The organism is Mycolicibacterium flavescens (assembly GCF_001722335.1).
Classification (GTDB): Bacteria; Actinomycetota; Actinomycetes; order Mycobacteriales; family Mycobacteriaceae; genus Mycobacterium; species Mycobacterium flavescens.
Window position 1 is genome coordinate 19154 of record NZ_MIHA01000010.1, and the last position, 15875, is coordinate 35028.

Sequence of the window (15875 nt, forward strand, 5' to 3'; positions counted from 1 at the left end):
GTCCCTTCGCACAGTTAGACGGTGACGTTGACGGGTTCCCAGCCGCCGCCCTGCGATGAGCGATGCGCCGCATCGATGATCGCGAGGCTGAGCAAGCCGTCGGAGAACGTCGGGGTTGTGCTGGGCGCACCGTCGAATGCAGGCAACCAGTCCTCGAGCATCAGCGCCATCGCCCGGCTGGCATGTCCGGCAAGGCCTTTCGGGAGGTTCTCCGGATGCGCAGGAACGCGGTCGCTGACCGGAAGGGGTCGCAGTCCGTCATCGGTGGCGGCGCCGATGCTGTACGCGGTCGAGCGCAGGTCACCGTCGCCGATGATGGTGCCGTCCGAGCCGAACAACTCGAGGCGATAGTGGTCGGCGTGCGCGCCCATGACCGAGATGCTCAGGACAGCGAGCACGCCCGACTCCATTCGCATCAGCAGAGCAGCGGTGTCGTCGGCGGTCACGTCGAGCGTCTCGCCGTCGGGGAGACGACGCACCGGTTCGCTGGTTCGCACTTCGGCGCACACCGCTTCCGGTCGCCCGAGGATGCTGCACACGAAGTCGAGATCGTGCACCAGCATCCCGGCGAGGTAGCCGCCACCCTGCGCGCGGTCGTACATCCACCGCGCTTGCGGTGCGCGGGTGGGATGCCAATAGGAGGCGCTGCGGCTGACCCGCGCGACGTACTGCTTGCCGAGGAATCCCGAGCCCACGGTGTCGGCGAGGGCGAGCCAGTCCGGGTTCCACCGGTTCTCGAAGCAGCACGCGGTGGGTCGTCCGGACTGACGGGCCGCGCGAACCATGTCGCGCGCGGCGGAGAGGTCACCGGCGAGCGGCTTCTCGCACAGCACCGCCTTCCCGGCAGCCAGCGCGGCCAACGTCATGTCGCGGTGCAGAACGGTGGGTGTCGCCACCGAGATGACATCCAGGTCGTCCCGGGTGACGAACGACTGCCAGTCAGTCGAGGTGTCGGAGATGCCGACCTTCTCCGCGATCGTCGCGAGCCGTTCCGGGTTGCGGGCACACAGGGCCACGGCGTCGAAGCCGCGCGCTGCACGCAACGCCGGGACTTGAACGTGGGAGCCCCACCCGACCCCGATCACCCCGACGCGGAGCGTCATCGCTTCGGCCGTAGTAGCTGGCGGGCGACGACTTCGCGCTGCACCTCGGTGGCGCCTTCACCGAGCCTCTTGACCCGTAGATCGCGAAACCAGCGTTCCAGCGGCAGTTCGGTGGAAAGGCCGAGCGCACCGTGGATCTGCATGCATCGGTCCAACACCCGATAGGCGGCTTCGGTCCCGTTGAGCTTGGCGATCGATGCGTCGACGCGGACATTGCGGCCGAGGTCGGCGTTCCATGCGGCCTGATACACCAACAGCCGTGCCGCCCGCAGGTCCACTTCACTGTCCACGAGCATCCACTGGATGCCCTGCTTGTCGGCGAGCTTGCCGCCGAACACTTCGCGGTCTTTGGCCCACTGGCAGGCGAGGTCGAGTGCTGCCTGGGCGATGCCGATCGGACCGGCGGCGTAGGTGATGCGGCCGTACACCAGGAAGTCACTGGCCAATGCGAAGCCCTGGCCCTCCTCGCCCACGAGTTGGTCGACCGGGATCCGGACGTCCGCGAAGTGCAACTCGTAGGGGGCAAAGGACGCCATCACGTCGATCCGGCTGAAACTGACGCCCGGTGTGTCCTTTTCGACGATGAAGCACGAGATGCCGTTGCGCCCCTCGCCGGTACGTGCGTAGACGATGCCCCAATCCGCACCGGGGGCATGCGAAATCCACATCTTCGAACCGTTGAGCACGTAGGCGTCGCCGTCGCGGACCGCCCGCAGTTGGATGGCGCGCGCCGGATCCGAGCCTCCGGAGGCTTCGGTGATCGCCGTGTAGGCCTTCGTCATCGTGCCGTCGATGATCGGCTGGGCATACTTGGCGAACTGTTCGTCGCTCGCCTTGAACATGACATTCGGCGGGTTCCCGCCGAAGGCGCCCAGCGCCGGGAAGAACGCTCCCATACGGCATTTGGCGGCTTCTTCGGCGACGACAACCTGGCCGAGAACGCTCAGACCGGCACCGCCGAACTCTTCGGGGGTCTGCAGTGCCCACAACCCCAGCTCGCGGGCCTTGCTCTGCAGTTCGAGCAGTTGCTCGCGAGGCAGGCCGATGGCGTCGTGCGCAAGCGTGGACTCGATAGGGTGGACGTGAGCCGTCATGAACCGCCGCACCGTGTCGCGCAGCAGTACGAGCTCTTCCGGTAGCTCCCAGGCGCCGGTGACGCGAGCGTCGTCGGCGCTCACGACGACTGCGCAGCCGCCGCTCGCAGGTCCCGTGCGCTCTGCAGCTGCGGTTCGTGGTTGGCTTCGTAGCGCTCGATCCACTCGGGCGGCAGCTTGGCCCACGCCGGACCGATCTGCAGGCGCTTGGCGCTGCTGAAGACCTCGGCGGCGACCACGTCGCCGACGAAGATGGTGTTCTCGTCGTTGTCGAGCGATCCCGTGATGCGGCACTCCACGTAACTGTGCGCGTCGAGAAGGATCGGCGCGCCGGTCACCCCCGGCTTGGTGCGCAGCTTGGAGATCTTGTCACCGTCACGGCCGGAGCTCCCGCCGAGCGTCATCAGAATCTCGATCGATTTGTCGATCTCGTCTTCGCCGGCCGACAGCATGTGCATGACGAAAACGCCGGAGTTGATCAACATGTCGTGAGTTCGGTTGTACTTCGTCAAGCTCACCGTGGCCCGCGGCAGCTCCGGCACGATGCTCGCCGCGCCGGCAGACAGGGACATCAGCCCGTTGGCGAAATCGCCGTCGATACTGGTGACCGCGACGGGAAACGGGCGCAGCCCGGCCAGTACCGCGTTGGCCGCGGTGACATCGATGTCCATGGTTCTCCTCTTTGCGCGTTCGGCTTGTGAAGAAATGTACACGATGTCAGAAACATTGCGGTAGGGGTTTGGCCCGACGAGATGTCAGACGCTCGATTCGGTCCGGACGACGCCGGCCCGCGACAAGTCGTCGACGGCAGCGTCGTCATAGCCGAGTTCCTGCAGGATCGCCGGACCCTGTGCGCCCAGTGCGGGGACGTCGCCGAGCGCGGGCTCGGCGCCACCCAGGGTGGCCGGAGGGAGCAACGCGTCGATGCTTCCGCGGTCGGTGGAGATCCGACGCACGCGGTCCCGGCCGACCAGCACCGGATGGGAGAAAAGGCGAGCCGCATCGGTCATCTGCCCGTAGGCGACCCCGGCCTCGTCGAGCCGTCGCATCGTCTCCCCGGTGCTGAAGGTGGCCAGGATGTCGCCGATGGCGGATTCGACCTGGTCTCGGTTGGCCACCCGGTCGGTGTTGGTCGCGAACCGCGGGTCATCGGCCATCCCCGGCATGCCGAGCACCTCACGACACATGCGTCGCCATTCGCGGTCGTTCTGCACGGCCAGCAGCACCGCTTCCCCGTCACCGGTGACGAACGGGCCGTAGGGTGCGATCGTCGCGTGGCGGGCACCGGTGCGCGGTGGTCGAATCCCGCTGTACTGCGCGTAATACGCCGGTTGGCTCACCCACTCGGCGAGTGCCTCGAACAGTGAGACGGAGACCGGCCTGGCCCGACCGGTGGTGGCCCGGACGAACAACGCGGTGAGGATCCCCGAGTAGGCGTACATCCCTGCGGCGATGTCGGCAATGGAAACGCCGGTACGTGCCGGCTGATCGTCGTTTCCGGTGACCGAGAGCAGGCCGGCCTCCGCTTGGACAAGAAGGTCGTAGGCTTTGCGGTCGCGTCGCGGCCCGGTCTCGCCGTAGCCGGTGACGTCGCAGACGATCAACCGGGGATGGAGTTCCGACAACGTCGAGGCGTCCAGCCCCATCCGGGCGGTGGCACCCGGCCCGAGGTTTTGCACGAACACGTCTGCCGTCGCGAGAAGCTCCCGCAGGATCCGTTGGCCCCGAGGGTGTTTGACGTCGAGCGCCAAGGACTCCTTCCCCCGGTTGAGCCAGACGAAATAACTGGACAGACCGTGGACGCTTCGGTCGTAACCGCGCGCGAAGTCGCCTCCGTCGATGCGTTCGATCTTGATGACACGGGCGCCGAGGTCGGCGAGTTGCCGGGTCGCATACGGGGCGGCAACCGCCTGCTCGAGGCTTACGACAGTGACACCGACCAGGGGAGCCTGGCCATCGTCGTCTTCGGGCACATCGAATCCTTCCCCGCCGGAGTCCGTCGCCACCGAACGGATAATGTACATACTGTCAGAAACAAGTTACGGTGTGGATGTGGTGCCGACAGCTGCCCTGACGGGCTACCGGGTGGTCGAGCTCGGTGGGATGGGGCCGGGTCCGCACGCCGCGACCATCCTGGCCGACCTCGGCGCCGACGTGCTGCGAATCGAGCGTCCCCGCAAGGGGACCGCACCGACGGGCGCTCAGTATCGCGGCCGCCGGATCGTCGAGGCGGACCTGAAGAACCCGGACGACGTCGCCGATATCCGACGCCTCATCGACCGCGCCGACGTCTTGATCGAAGGATTCCGGCCGGGCGTCGCCGAGCGCCTCGGTCTGGGGCCCGACGATTGCTGCGCCACCAATCCCGGCTTGGTGTTTCTGCGGCTGACGGGGTGGGGTCAGACCGGGCCGCGCGCGAACGAGGCGGGGCATGACATCAACTACATCTCGATCACGGGCGTGCTCAATGCGATCGGGCCCGCCGGCCAGCCCCCGGTCCCACCGCTGAACCTGGTCGGCGACTACGGCGGCGGGTCGATGACCGCCGTGGTCGGCGTGCTGGCCGCGCTTGTCGAGCGGCACACGTCCGGTAAGGGACAGGTGATCGACGCCGCGATGGTCGACGGCGCGGCTCAACTCACTCACGCGATGTGGTCGATGCGGGCGAACAACCGGTGGTCCGATGAGCGTGCCGTCAACATCTTCGACGGTTCAGCACCGTTCTACCGGTGCTATGAGTGCGCGGACGGTCGATACGTGGCCGTCGGCGCGTTGGAGCCGGAGTTCTTCGCCGAGTTGTTGGCGACGCTCGGGCTCGACCCCGATGACGTCGGCCCGCAACGGGACGAGTCGCGGTGGCCGCACATGCGCAAGCTGTTCGCCGACCGGTTCGTCGGGCGGACCCGTGACGAGTGGGCGATGACCTTCGCCGGCACCGACGCGTGCGTGACACCCGTGTTGTCGATGGCCGAGGCCGTTGCCGACCCGCATCTCACGGCTCGCAATGTCCTCATCGAAGTCGACGGCAGGGTCCAGCCGGCGCCCGCGCCGCGATTCAGCCGCACTCCGCAGCCCGTCCCGCAGCCGAACCACACCGTCGTTTCACTCGAAACCCTATGGCAGGACTGAAAGGAACATCGATGACCGATCGCACCGAGGTTGAACAGGCATTCCGGCACTACTACATGACCGGCCCGGTTCTCGAGGACTGGGCTGCTTGGGGCAGGCTCTTCACCGACGACGCGAAGTATTTCGACCATTACTACGGCACGTTCACCGGTCCCGAGGAAGTCGCCCGGTTCCTGGAAGGGACCATGGCGGCGTCACCGATGGTGTACTCGGTACTGAAGTGGTACGTCATCGACGGAACTCGCGTCGTGTACCAGTGCCTCAACCGCGCCGACAATCCGGAACCGGGGCAGCCGCCCATCGACTTCCCGTCCACCCAGATCATCGACTACGCCGGTGACGGCAAGTGGGAACGGGAAGAGGACATCTGGCTGATGGGCGAGATGAAGGTGTTCGCGCAGCGTTACGCCGAAGCCGATCAACGGTTCCCGCAGACTCTCGAGCAGAAGCTTCGCCGCGACGATTGGGGCGACTGGGTCGAGTGGGCGCGACCGGAGCCGGGGCACCAGGCGCGGCCCTCGTGGTACGGCAAGCCGGATTTCAAGCCGCTGCGCAGGCTGGCCGATTTCGACTTCGGCGTGCGGTCACACTGAGCCCCCGCGACGCCCTCGCGACGCCGATGAGAGGACGTCACGCCCCGGGGCGGTGGTCTCAGACCGCCCCGGGGACGTTCTCGGCCGCATACTCGTCGGGCAGACCCACGAGAACGGTCGCGATCACACATCCGTTCGGTCCCGCATGCCACGAGTGCTGCGCCCCGCCCACCAAGACCACATCGCCCGCCGCCAGGTCCACCGACCCGGTTTCCAGGCCCAGGCGGACCTCACCCGCGACAATCACTCCGTAGTCGACGGTGGCGGTCTTGTGCAGCGGCGCTTCGACATCGGGGCCCATCTCGGTGATGATCCACTTGGTGCCGCCGGCCGGAGCGTCGAATGCCACGTCAGTGGACGCGGTGGCGCCGGCAGTCGGCGGCGTCGGGATTGCGTCGAAGGCCCACAGGTGGTGGACGACGGTCTCGCCACGACGCAGTTCTGCGCCGCTCCATCCGTCGGTCAGCACGGAGGGCGGTTCATCCGGCGGCACATGAAGAACTGTTTCGGGTGCCCTATCCGAAATCACAGCTGACTTGCCGTCTTCGGTCGTTCCGATGACCACTCTGCGCATGCACTTTCTCCTTCAGTTGGTGTGAGCTCGGCAGCGCTCGGCGAGCAGCCGTGCCAAATGTCCTGGGTGACTGATCATCACGTCGTGACACGCGTCGATGGGGATGACCTGGGTGACTCCTCCGAGCGCCGCGATGCTGGCCTGCTGGGACTTCACCGACAACGCCCGGTCGCGGGTGGTCAGTATCCAGGTGCGTGGCACGCAGGCGGGAAGCGCGCTGCGGTCCACGGGTTCGGCCGGGATGCGGGCCGATTCCGGATACAACCGCGACAAAGCGAACTGCCGCTGCTGCGGTGTCATGCCGTTGCAGAACGCGTATCGGGCGGCCAGGCGAGGCACCTTCGTGGGCTTGCCTGTTCGAGCGGCGCGGCGGGCGAACCATGCCAACGGCCCCCCGAGCGTGTCCACGATCGCCTGTCCTTGCGGCGGTACGAAGGCCGAGACCAGCACCATCTCGCGCACTCGCCGGGCACCGAGTTCGGCAACGACACCCGGTACGGTCACCCCCGCCATCGAATGGCCGACGATCACGATGTCACCGAGGCCCGCGGCTTCGATGTCGCCGACGACCGAGTGTACCCACTGGTCGACAGTGGCCGTGGCGAGGTCACCGGGGGTGCGGCCACGACCCGGCAGATCCACTGCCAGCGTCTGTAATTCAGGGTCCTGGCGGCGCAACTCCGCGATCAGAAGGTCCCAGCAGTCGGCGGCGTGTTCGCCGCCGTGTACCAGGACCAGAGCGGGTAGTGCCACGGTGCTCGCCTCCTCAGCGCTGGATGAGTTGTGACGCGATGAGTTCGACGTCGGTGCGGAAATCGCTGAAGCTGCGACTGGCGGGTTCGATGGTGATCCAGGTGACCCCGGCATCCGCATAGGCGTCGAGTTGGGCGCCGAGCGCTGAGCAGAACGGTGCGCAGTCGCCGCTGACCAGCGATCCGGATTCGAACGGCACGAAGGACACATCGGCGGGACCGCGCCCCCGGTCGGCTCGACGCTTGTTGACAGCGGCGATCCACTCGGTCAGCGTGTCGATGTCTTCCAGCGGTTGTGACCGGGTGATGGCAGCCATCTCACCGGAGGCGGCCATCGGCATCCAGCCGTCGGCGATGTCGACCACACGGCGCCGCGCAGCTGCACCGTTGCCGCCGATCCAGATCGGGGGTCCACCCGGGGTGGACGGCAGCGGAAGCGCGATGTGGCCGCTCACTCCGAATTCGGGACCGTCGTGCTCCTCGCCGTTCCAGGTCGCCTTCCACGCGGCGATCGCCTCGTCCAGCAGCGCTCCACGACCCGCGAAGTCGGCGTGTAACGCCTCGAACTCGGACTTGAGGTACCCGGCGCCGGTGCCCAGGGTGAACCGCCCACCGGACAGCAGGTCCAGGCTCGCAGCCGATTTCGCAGTCAGATACGGGCTGCGGTAACCCGAGACGAGGATGTAGGTCATCACCCGGAGCCGGGTGGTCGCGGCTGCCGCGAAGCTCAGCGACACCATCGGATCGAAAGCGTGGTGGCCCCCCGTGGCCAGCCAGTTCTTGTCGGGGTAAGGGTGCTCCGACATCGAGAAGCCGTCGAAGCCGACCTGCTCCACCAGACGCGCAATGTCGCCGAGTGAAGCGCCCTGGCTCCAGGTGTCCCAATGCTTCACCGCCCGCATCGGGAACATCAGGTTGAAACGCACGGCGCTCCTTTGTCAATCATCCGAGGGTGAACGGGTCCCGGGTCGCTCCGGACAACTCCACCCACACCGCCTTGGTCTCGGTGAAGTCCTTCATCGCGTCGACGCCGTTCTCCCGACCGATACCACTGAAACCCATGCCGCCGAACGGAACATGCGGCGCCACCACACGATACGCGTTGACCCAGACGGTCCCGGCCCTCAGCCTGGCGGCCACCCGGTGCGCTCGGTGTACGTCCTTGGTCCACACCGACCCCGCGAGGCCGAATTCGGTCGCATTGGCCGCCGCGATCGCTTCGTCCTCGTCGCTGAACGTCATCACCGCCAGGACGGGGCCGAAGACCTCCTCGGCTACGGCGCGCATCGAGGGGTCGACTCCGGTCAGCACCGTCGGTTTGACGAAGTAGCCGCCGAGGCTGTCCTCGGGTTCGCCGCCGTAGGCGATGGTCGCGCCCTGCTCACGAGCGGAGGCGAAGTGCGACAACACCTTCTGATACTGAGGCTCGTTCGACACCGGTCCCATCTCGGTGGCCGGGTCCTTGGGATCCCCGAGCTTGATCGTGGCGGCCCGGGCGACGATCTTCTCGACGAGCGCGTCGGCGACGTCTTCGTGGACAAGCAGTCGTGAGCCGGCCAGACATGTCTGACCGGTGGCGGCGAACACGCCGGCGATCACTCCGTTGGCCGCTGCGTCGAGGTCCGCGTCTTCGAATACCACCTGTGCGGACTTGCCGCCCAGTTCGAGGGTGAATCTGGTCATGTTCGAGATCGCGGCCTTGCCGACCTCGATCCCCGTTCCGGTCGACCCCGTGAACGCGATCTTGTCCACGCCCGGGTGAGAGGCCAGCGCCGCGCCGGTTGCCGGTCCCCAGCCGGTCACCACGTTGATGACCCCGGGCGGAAACCCGGCTTCGGCGAACAGTTTTGCGAACGCGAGTGTCGAGGTCGGGGTGTGGTCACTGGGCTTGACCACAAACGTGCATCCGGCGGCCAGGCCCGCGGCCAACTTCCAGGTCAGCAGAAGAAGCGGTGAGTTCCACGGAGTGATCGCCCCGACCACACCGACCGGCTCGTGCCGTGTGTAGACGAAGTAATTCGACTTGTCGGTGGGGATCACCTCGCCCTGCAGCTTGTCGGCCAGCCCCGCGTAGTAGAAGTAGTAGTCCGGCAGCGAGCGCATCTGGCCCACCATCTCGCGCACCAGTTTTCCGCCGTCCCGCACTTCCAGCTCTGCCAGGTACTCCGCCTCCCGTGCGATGACCTCACCCAGTCGGTGCAGCAGCTTGCCGCGTGCGGTCGGGGTCAGCCTGCCCCAGTCACCGTTGAGCGCCTCGCGCGCCGCCGCGACAGCGCGGTCGACGTCGGACCCGTCGCCGTCCGGAACCCGTGCCCACGGCTTGCCGCTGTACGGGTCGACGCTGTCGTAGGTGCGCCCGGCGGTCGCGGCGGTCTGTTCACCCCCGATCAAGAGCTTGAATTCGGTGAGCGCCTCTGTCGTTTCGGTCATGTGCACCTCATCGAGTTCGTGGTGATCGCCTGTTGGTTCGTGCGTCGGAGCGGCCCGCGCCGGCGTTTCCGAGGTCCGTGTAGAACTTGCCGTGTCGCGCCGCGGTGCTCGGGGGCAGGTCGCGGGCTTCCCACATCGCGCGAACCGTCCCCTGGACACCGTTCGGCCGCCGAGCCGCGATCTCGCACGCCAACTGCGTGGCCCGGCTGGTCAGCTGATCGTCCGGCACGATCTCGGTGACCAATCCGATCCGGAGCGCGGTCTGCGCGGTGATCCGTTCTTCGCTGCCCAGCAGGGCCCAGCGCATCACCTCGCCGTACGGCACCCCGAGTGCGCGCATACCCATCGGCTCCAGCGAGGAGACGATACCGGCGTTTGCGTGGGGATCGAAGAACACGGTGCTTTCGCTGCAGATCGAGAAGTCACACTCGTTGACGAAGTACATGGCGCCGCCGGCGACGATCCCGTGCAGCGCACCGATCACCGGTTTCCAGACACGATGCGCCTTCGGCCCGAGCAGCTCACCGGGATCTTCCTGGTTGAAGATCGGCTTGTGCCGCCACCAGGTGCCCTCGGCGACGTCGATGCCGGAGCAGAAGCCCCGGTCACCGCTGCCGCGCAGCACAGCCACCCGGATGTCGTCGTCATCGCGGACCGTGGCCCACACTTCTGCGAGCTCGGCGGCCATCTGTTCGGTGAAGCTGTTCATCCGTTCTGGCCGGTTCAGCGTCACCGTGGCGACGTGATCGGTCACATCGAATTCGAGCGTGGACAAATTCAGTGAGCTGCTCACCAGTGCTCCTTGCGCGAAGTGGTCATGTCTGAGGCGCCATGCTGCGAAGATCGTCGGCGATCTCGCGCTTGAGGATCTTGCCTGCCGGACCGAGTGGGAACTCCCGCCGGTATTCGAACCGGCGGGGTTGCTTGTAGCCGGCCAGTTCGGACCGGCACAGGGCGGTCAGCTCATCGGTCAGCGTCGCGTGGTCTGTGACATGCGCCTTCGGAATTACCACCGCCACAGGGGTTTCCCCCCATTCCGGGTCGGGCACGCCGACGACGGCGACCAGGTCGACATCTTGGTGGTGGGCGATGACCCGTTCGATCTCGGCGGGATAGACGTTGAAGCCGCCGGAGATGATCATGTCGGTCTTGCGCCCGGTGATGTGCAGGTAGTTGTCCTCGTCGAGGTAGCCCAGATCACCGGTGCGCAAACCGTCCGGCCGGAAGGCCTCGGCGGTCTGTTCGGGCCGGTTCCAATAGCCGATCGCGTTGGCCGGGCTCGCGATGACGATCTCGCCGACAGTACCGGCGGGGACGTCGTCCCCGTTCTCGTCGACGACGCGGATCACGCACATCGGAGTCTCCTGCCCGCACGACGTGGCGATCGAATCCCGTCCGGCGAGAATGTCGCGGTGGTCTTGCGGAGTCAGAATCGTTGCCTGGCCACCACATTCGGTCAATCCGTAGCGCTGTTGCAGATCACAGCCGAGAAGGTCCATCGCCTTGCGCGCCAGACCGGGCGGCACCGGCGCCGAACCGTAGGAGATGCGGCGCAGGCTCGACATGTCACGGGGCGGGCCGTCCTCCAGGATCGCCAGAGTGCGGTGCAGCATGGTGGGAATGAATGTGGTGAACGTGATTCCGCTGCGTTCGATCTCGTCGATGACCGCCTGGGGGTCGAACTTCTGGTGAATCACCATCGTTTGGCCGAGGTACAGCCACGACACCGTGCGCACCATACCGCCGGCGGTGAAGAACGGTGTCGTCGCCAGCATGACGTCCGAGCGGTTGGCCTCGGTGACGAGGTTGGTGTCGGCGGCCTGGTAGAGCAGTCCGCGGTGGGTGTGCATCACACCCTTTGCGCGCCCAGTGGTGCCACTGGTGTAGAGGATTACCGCAAGGTCGTCGGGCGTCATCTCCACGTTGGGAGTGCTCGACCAGGCGTGCGAGAGCGCGGTCTCGTAATCGGTCACCAGGTCGGTGTCGCCGATGGTCCGGCGCGCGTCGATACCCATCACCATGCGCATGTCGGCGAGTTCACCGACGAACTTGGTCAGCTGCTCGGCATGTACGATCGCCGCCTGCGCGCCTGAGTCCTCGCGGATGTGGGCCACCTCGTCAGGCGCGAGCCGGATGTTGACCGGAACGGCGACGAGGCCGACCTTGGCGAGGCCGAACGAAATCTCGGGCCATTCAATGCAGTTGCGGGCGATGACCATGACGCGGTCGCCCCGGGTCAGCCCGCGCCCGCGCATGAAGTTGGCGAGCCGACAGGCCCGCTCCTGGACCTGCGACCACGTGTGCGACCGCTGGCCGTCGACCAGGGCCCGCTTCTGCGGGTACCGGCGGGCGTTGTTGGTGGCGATGTCTCCGATCAGCATGAGCGTCAGATCAAGAAGGCCAGGGTGTCGAGCGGTCCGCTCGCGTCGATCAGATGGACGATCTTGCGTACCAGACGGAACCCGTCGTCGCAGCGCTGCAGAGTGTGAACCACGCGGCCCGCCCAGAAGCGTTGCCGCAGTCGATACTCGAACAACGCGAAGTTCGACTCGACCGTCACCGACCCGGAATCCTGGTCGACCACCTCGCTGTTGGAGATCACGCGGCGCATCACCGACGGCGGTGTCTGTGAATGGCGGTTGCCGGTGTTCAACTGTGCCACCCGGCTCCTGATCCGTCGCCGATTGTCGTTGATGTAGGCCAGGGTGGTGCGGGGATCGTCGTCCGGGTCCATCGGGACGCGGTACTCGACCGGGCCCTCGTCGGCCCACAGCGACTCCCACTCCGAGTACCGGCCCTCGTCGGCCAGCCTGGCCTCGAGGTAGATGAACGACAGCACATCGGCGTCCGGCAGCGGACGGATGACGGGACGGGTGACGGCTGCGGGGCTGGTGTCGGTCACGCTCATGCCCGCCCGCCCACGACATCGGCCCATCGCGCGTAGAAGCCGCGCTGTGGCGTCTCAGCGCTCTTGTCCCGGTTGATGATTCCGGTCGAGTCGACGATGTCGTCGTCGAGTCCGCGCTTGAGGACGAGCCACTCCGGCGACTCGGCCGCCAACCCGGCCTGATTGCGCATCCCGATTTCGCCGTCGTCGGCGATCAGGAATCCAGCCGGTCCCATCGCGCCCTCCGAGCGACGTAGCGTGCGTTCGTTGAGTTCGTCTTGACCGGGTATCAGCACCGCGGTGGTCCAGGCGATGGTGCGGTCGGGGGCCAGCGGTTCGACGAACATGATGTTCATCTCGGCGAGGAACAGGTTCGGCCAGATCAGGGTGTGTGGGGGGCCGACGACCAGGGCGTCGTGCGCTTGCTCCGGTCCGTAGGCCTGCTCCAGGGCTTCGACATATTTCGGGAGTTTGGCGCGCGGAATCCTGCCGTACCAGATGAATTCCTCGTCGAGCTTGCGGTATTCGTCGCTGTAGTCGATCTCGGAGTGGCCGTTGCCGATATCCCGGACGAGGACGTCGACCTTGCTGGGGACGTGGGACACCTTGGCGGGGCGGATCGCGTCGTACACCGAGGCGTGGGTGAACAACGCATGGTATCCGTCGACGTTGTTCTCCACCACCATTTTCCAGTTGGCGTGGTGCTGGTGCTTCATCCAGTTGGCCCGCAGGTCGATCGAGCGGGTGGGGGACAGGTTGAGCAGCCGGTCGATCGCCGAGGTGGCCCCGCCGAGATGCTCCTGCAGAGAGACGCCCTCGGTTCCCAGCGATGCGAATACGAACCCGCCGTAGCTGTCCACCCGGGGCGCCTCCGCCAGACCGAGCTCGGTGCGCAGCGCGCTGAACGCCTCGCCGTAGCCTTCGCGCATGGGCACACCCTGCAGCGACCCCGTGTTGCTGAAGGTCCACCCGTGGTAGGGGCAGCGGAACGAGTTGGCGTTGCCCTTCTCCGCGTTGCACAGCTTGTTGGCCCGGTGTGTGCAGCGGTTCAGCAGAACACGCACCACACCGTCTTTCCCCCGCACCACCACGACCGGCTCGGATCCGATCGACCGGGTCAGGTAGTCGCCGGGCTCGCTGACTTCGCTCTCGTGCGCGACGTAGACCCAGCCGGTCTTGAAAATGGTGTCCATCTCCCGGCGGAAGATCTCGGCGGATGTGTACACCGAGCCGTGCACCCGGTCCTTGAGGACCACGGTGCTGACGTCGAAGTCGTCGGGTCTTTCCAAGGTGGCGGAGTTTTCTGTTGTGGTCACTGCGGTTCCTCCACGGATTCGATGGCGGGTAGTGCGATGTCGCCGAGGCGACGGAAGCCGATGCGCACGGGTGCGCCGATGGGGGGCGCGGTCGAGGACGGATGAACGGTGGTCATCACCAGGCGGTGCCCGCTGTGCAATTCCACGTCGACGATCGGATAGGGCGCGTCGACGCGGACCAGGCCGGGTTCAAGCCGATGCATGACTGTCGCGGCATGCACCGAACCGCTCGGTTCGACGGCGCACCAACGCGCATGGGCAGCCCCGCAGCCGTCGCACACTCGCTGCTCCATCTCCAGGGGCAGGTCGCACTCCGCGCAGAACGGCATCGCCAGTTCACCGTGTGCCGCGGCGTCGTAGAAAGGGGCAAGGACATCACCGACATCACCGGCGACGACGGGTGCGAGTGCGGATTCGAGTAACCAGTCCCCGGAGGGGGCGGGAGTGACAGCGCTCATGCGGCCCGCTCCAGCACCAACGCCGCGTGGTGGTCCATCCGGCCGCCGATACCACCCACCAAAGCCACTGTGGCGTCGGGGACTTGCCGGGCACCACCGTCGCCGCGCAGCTGAATGATGGCCTCGGCCAACGGCGTCATCCCCTGCAGATAGAACCCCGACAGTTGGCCGCCGCCGGTGTTGGTGGGAAGAGAGCCGCCGGCACCGATATGCCCTTCGCGGACGAACTCCCCGGCGGGGGTGCCACCGGTGAGCCGGTATTCGTCGAGGAGGACCAGCGTCACGATCGAGAAGGGGTCGTAGAGTTCGACGAGGTCGAGATCGGATCGGGCGACGCCGGCTTGGTCCAACGCATCGTCGACGGCGCGGCCCCCTCCGCCGAACCATGATTCGGCGCCGGATCGCCGGCGTCGGACCGGATGGTCGCGGCCAACGCCGCGGATGCGCAGCCTCGTGGCTCCGACCGAGGGATCACCGGAGACGATCACCGCGACGGCGCCGTTGACCGGTCGCGCGCAATCCAGGCGGCGCAACGGTTCCGCGATGACCGGGCTGGCTGCGTAGCCGTCGGCGTCGAGGGGTTGCCGGTTGACCGCGGCCGGGTTGTCCACCGCCCAGGCCCTGGCCGTGGTGGCGACCGCGCGGAGATCGTCGGGGCTGTTACCGGTGACGTGCAACCAACGCTGGGCCAGCAGCGCGTAGGTGGGAACCGAGCCCAGCAGCCCGGATGCCCTCTCCATTCCGCGCACGCCCTCATTGCCGCCACTGTGCGCGTAGGCCGAACCGCTGCCCTTGCCCGCGACCAGGGGCGCATCGGCGAACACGCACATCACCGTCGTCGCTTCACCGTTGGTGATCGCGTCGCGTGCACGCTGGAGCATCGCAATCGTGGTGGCGCCCTTGATCTCGACGTGTTCGAGGAGGCGCAGATCGAAGAAACCGCCCTGCGCGGCGAACCCGACACCGAGTCGGTCGGGCCGGACGCCCTGCGAAGAGCCGACCAACAGCCCGTCGACCCGGGAGCGGTCGATGCCCGCGTCGGCCACCGCGGCGGTACTTGCCTGCACCGCCAGCTCGAGTGGTGTGGCTCCGGGCTTCAGGGACATCGCGGTCATTCCGAGCCCGACGACGTCGACGTCCCTCACGGCTCGCGCCCCGGCGGATCGACGCGGTAGTTGCCCACCCGCAGCCACGTCTCCCGGTCTTCGGCGGTGGCTTGGGTGAAGCTGGCCAGTTCGAGCGGGCACAGGAAGATGTGCTCACCGCTTTCGAGATCCTCGACCATCAGCCGGGGGCCGTTTCCGGCCAGATCCAGAGACAACCGCACAGCGGCGAACTCGTTGACCAAGTCCGCCAGTACGCGGCGGTCCGCGGCCGGGGTGTTCACCCCATCAGTCTTACCGCATACGACTGTCAGAATCAATCAAATCGAGGCTGGCGGCCACGGTGCCGAGTATCGGCGTGAGAGCCGCTATTGCGTTATCTACATGCGAACATGCAGACTGTTGGCGTGCGCGTCCGCCCGTCCGCGCGGCACGC

The 15875-nt window shown here is 66.8% G+C and carries 17 protein-coding genes; 2 read left to right on the plus strand and 15 right to left on the minus strand.

What is annotated here, in order from left to right; translation table 11 throughout:
• Positions 1–14 precede the first annotated feature (14 nt).
• The 4 genes from BHQ18_RS14825 to BHQ18_RS14840 form a co-directional block, all read right to left on the minus strand.
• Complete coding sequence (locus tag BHQ18_RS14825) at positions 15–1103, minus strand: Gfo/Idh/MocA family protein (RefSeq protein ID WP_069414392.1); 1089 nt, start codon at positions 1101–1103, stop codon at positions 15–17.
• A complete protein-coding gene (locus BHQ18_RS14830) occupies positions 1100–2281 on the minus strand; it encodes an acyl-CoA dehydrogenase family protein (protein ID WP_069414393.1) in 1182 nt (393 codons plus the stop codon). The genes BHQ18_RS14825 and BHQ18_RS14830 overlap by 4 nt, the downstream gene beginning before the upstream one ends.
• A complete protein-coding gene (locus BHQ18_RS14835; protein WP_069414394.1) occupies positions 2278–2868 on the minus strand; it encodes a flavin reductase family protein in 591 nt (196 codons plus the stop codon). Before BHQ18_RS14835 ends, BHQ18_RS14830 begins: the two co-directional genes overlap by 4 nt.
• Positions 2869–2952: 84 nt before the next feature.
• A complete protein-coding gene (locus BHQ18_RS14840; RefSeq protein WP_372516620.1) occupies positions 2953–4203 on the minus strand; it encodes a CaiB/BaiF CoA transferase family protein in 1251 nt (416 codons plus the stop codon).
• A gap of 10 nt (positions 4204–4213) precedes the next feature.
• Between BHQ18_RS14840 and BHQ18_RS14845 the strand changes: the two genes are divergently transcribed.
• On the plus strand, positions 4214–5326 hold the full coding sequence (locus BHQ18_RS14845; protein ID WP_069414395.1) for a CaiB/BaiF CoA transferase family protein: 1113 nt from the start codon (positions 4214–4216) through the stop codon (positions 5324–5326).
• An 11-nt stretch (positions 5327–5337) separates the two neighbouring features.
• Positions 5338–5919, plus strand: a complete 582-nt coding sequence (locus BHQ18_RS14850) for a nuclear transport factor 2 family protein (RefSeq protein ID WP_069414396.1) — start codon at positions 5338–5340, stop codon at positions 5917–5919.
• 58 nt (positions 5920–5977) lie between these two features.
• Here BHQ18_RS14850 and BHQ18_RS14855 read toward each other — a convergent pair whose 3' ends face one another.
• From BHQ18_RS14855 to BHQ18_RS14905, 11 genes are all read right to left on the minus strand, one after another.
• Complete coding sequence (locus BHQ18_RS14855; protein WP_234794189.1) at positions 5978–6412, minus strand: cupin domain-containing protein; 435 nt, start codon at positions 6410–6412, stop codon at positions 5978–5980.
• 93 nt (positions 6413–6505) lie between these two features.
• Positions 6506–7246 carry an alpha/beta fold hydrolase gene (locus BHQ18_RS14860; RefSeq protein WP_069414397.1) on the minus strand — a complete coding sequence of 247 codons (741 nt, stop codon included), beginning with the start codon at positions 7244–7246 and terminating at the stop codon, positions 6506–6508.
• 13 nt (positions 7247–7259) lie between these two features.
• Complete coding sequence (locus BHQ18_RS14865) at positions 7260–8171, minus strand: LLM class F420-dependent oxidoreductase (RefSeq protein ID WP_069414398.1); 912 nt, start codon at positions 8169–8171, stop codon at positions 7260–7262.
• A 16-nt stretch (positions 8172–8187) separates the two neighbouring features.
• The gene (locus BHQ18_RS14870; RefSeq protein ID WP_069414555.1) at positions 8188–9675 is read right to left on the minus strand and encodes an aldehyde dehydrogenase; all 1488 of its coding nucleotides are present in this window, start codon (positions 9673–9675) and stop codon (positions 8188–8190) included.
• A gap of 7 nt (positions 9676–9682) precedes the next feature.
• On the minus strand, positions 9683–10468 hold the full coding sequence (locus BHQ18_RS14875; protein ID WP_069414399.1) for an enoyl-CoA hydratase/isomerase family protein: 786 nt from the start codon (positions 10466–10468) through the stop codon (positions 9683–9685).
• Between the two features lie 22 nt (positions 10469–10490).
• Positions 10491–12056 (minus strand): class I adenylate-forming enzyme family protein, encoded by a 1566-nt coding sequence (locus tag BHQ18_RS14880; protein ID WP_069414400.1) that lies wholly within the window; start codon positions 12054–12056, stop codon positions 10491–10493.
• 5 nt (positions 12057–12061) lie between these two features.
• Entirely contained in the window at positions 12062–12583 is a 522-nt protein-coding gene (locus BHQ18_RS14885) for an aromatic-ring-hydroxylating dioxygenase subunit beta (RefSeq protein ID WP_069414401.1), read from the minus strand.
• Positions 12580–13878, minus strand: a complete 1299-nt coding sequence (locus tag BHQ18_RS14890) for an aromatic ring-hydroxylating oxygenase subunit alpha (RefSeq protein ID WP_205866107.1) — start codon at positions 13876–13878, stop codon at positions 12580–12582. The genes BHQ18_RS14885 and BHQ18_RS14890 overlap by 4 nt, the downstream gene beginning before the upstream one ends.
• Positions 13875–14336, minus strand: a complete 462-nt coding sequence (locus BHQ18_RS14895; protein WP_069414402.1) for a Zn-ribbon domain-containing OB-fold protein — start codon at positions 14334–14336, stop codon at positions 13875–13877. Before BHQ18_RS14895 ends, BHQ18_RS14890 begins: the two co-directional genes overlap by 4 nt.
• Positions 14333–15451 (minus strand): thiolase family protein, encoded by a 1119-nt coding sequence (locus BHQ18_RS14900; protein ID WP_069414557.1) that lies wholly within the window; start codon positions 15449–15451, stop codon positions 14333–14335. Before BHQ18_RS14900 ends, BHQ18_RS14895 begins: the two co-directional genes overlap by 4 nt.
• 26 nt (positions 15452–15477) lie before the next feature.
• Positions 15478–15723 (minus strand): hypothetical protein, encoded by a 246-nt coding sequence (locus BHQ18_RS14905; RefSeq protein ID WP_069414403.1) that lies wholly within the window; start codon positions 15721–15723, stop codon positions 15478–15480.
• Between the last annotated feature and the right edge of the window lie 152 nt (positions 15724–15875).

What these genes read in the sequence shown, in the direction of transcription:
- BHQ18_RS14880 (WP_069414400.1), bottom strand. Translation starts at nt 12,056, where the DNA reads ATGCTGATCGGAGACATCGCCACCAACAACGCCCGCCGGTACCCGCAG.
- BHQ18_RS14845 (WP_069414395.1), top strand. Translation starts at nt 4,214, where the DNA reads ATGTACATACTGTCAGAAACAAGTTACGGTGTGGATGTGGTGCCGACA.
- BHQ18_RS14895 (WP_069414402.1), bottom strand. Translation starts at nt 14,336, where the DNA reads ATGAGCGCTGTCACTCCCGCCCCCTCCGGGGACTGGTTACTCGAATCC.
- BHQ18_RS14825 (WP_069414392.1), bottom strand. Translation starts at nt 1,103, where the DNA reads ATGACGCTCCGCGTCGGGGTGATCGGGGTCGGGTGGGGCTCCCACGTT.
- BHQ18_RS14835 (WP_069414394.1), bottom strand. Translation starts at nt 2,868, where the DNA reads ATGGACATCGATGTCACCGCGGCCAACGCGGTACTGGCCGGGCTGCGC.
- BHQ18_RS14850 (WP_069414396.1), top strand. Translation starts at nt 5,338, where the DNA reads ATGACCGATCGCACCGAGGTTGAACAGGCATTCCGGCACTACTACATG.
- BHQ18_RS14900 (WP_069414557.1), bottom strand. Translation starts at nt 15,451, where the DNA reads ATGACCGCGATGTCCCTGAAGCCCGGAGCCACACCACTCGAGCTGGCG.
- BHQ18_RS14870 (WP_069414555.1), bottom strand. Translation starts at nt 9,675, where the DNA reads ATGACCGAAACGACAGAGGCGCTCACCGAATTCAAGCTCTTGATCGGG.
- BHQ18_RS14885 (WP_069414401.1), bottom strand. Translation starts at nt 12,583, where the DNA reads ATGAGCGTGACCGACACCAGCCCCGCAGCCGTCACCCGTCCCGTCATC.